This is a genomic window from Tatumella ptyseos ATCC 33301 (genome assembly GCF_000735525.1).
GTDB lineage: Bacteria > Pseudomonadota > Gammaproteobacteria > Enterobacterales > Enterobacteriaceae > Tatumella > Tatumella ptyseos.
This window is the reverse complement of the sequence record NZ_JMPR01000089.1, coordinates 1-201: the sequence shown is the minus strand read 5'-3', so window position 1 is coordinate 201 and position 201 is coordinate 1. Positions and strand designations below refer to the sequence as shown.

The window sequence follows — 201 nt, the reverse complement described above, 5'->3', positions numbered from 1 at the left end:
GCGGCAGCCGGCGACACCGTCACTATCCTCGACAACGGTAAAGCCATCGGCACCGCTACGGCAGGCAGCGACGGCAGCTGGAGCAGCACCCTGCCGGCCCTGGCCGACGGCAGCCACAGTATCACCACCACCGTCACCGATGCGGCCGGCAATACCAGCCAGCCTTCGGCAGCGATTCCTGTCACGGTCGAGACCACGGCA

1 protein-coding gene is annotated in these 201 nt (G+C 67.7%); it reads left to right on the top strand.

Features of this window, described 5'->3' with window-relative positions; translation table 11 throughout:
• Nucleotides 1–201, top strand: a 201-nt coding sequence (locus tag GTPT_RS16660) for an Ig-like domain-containing protein (protein WP_038012012.1), incomplete at both ends; no start/stop codon positions are given.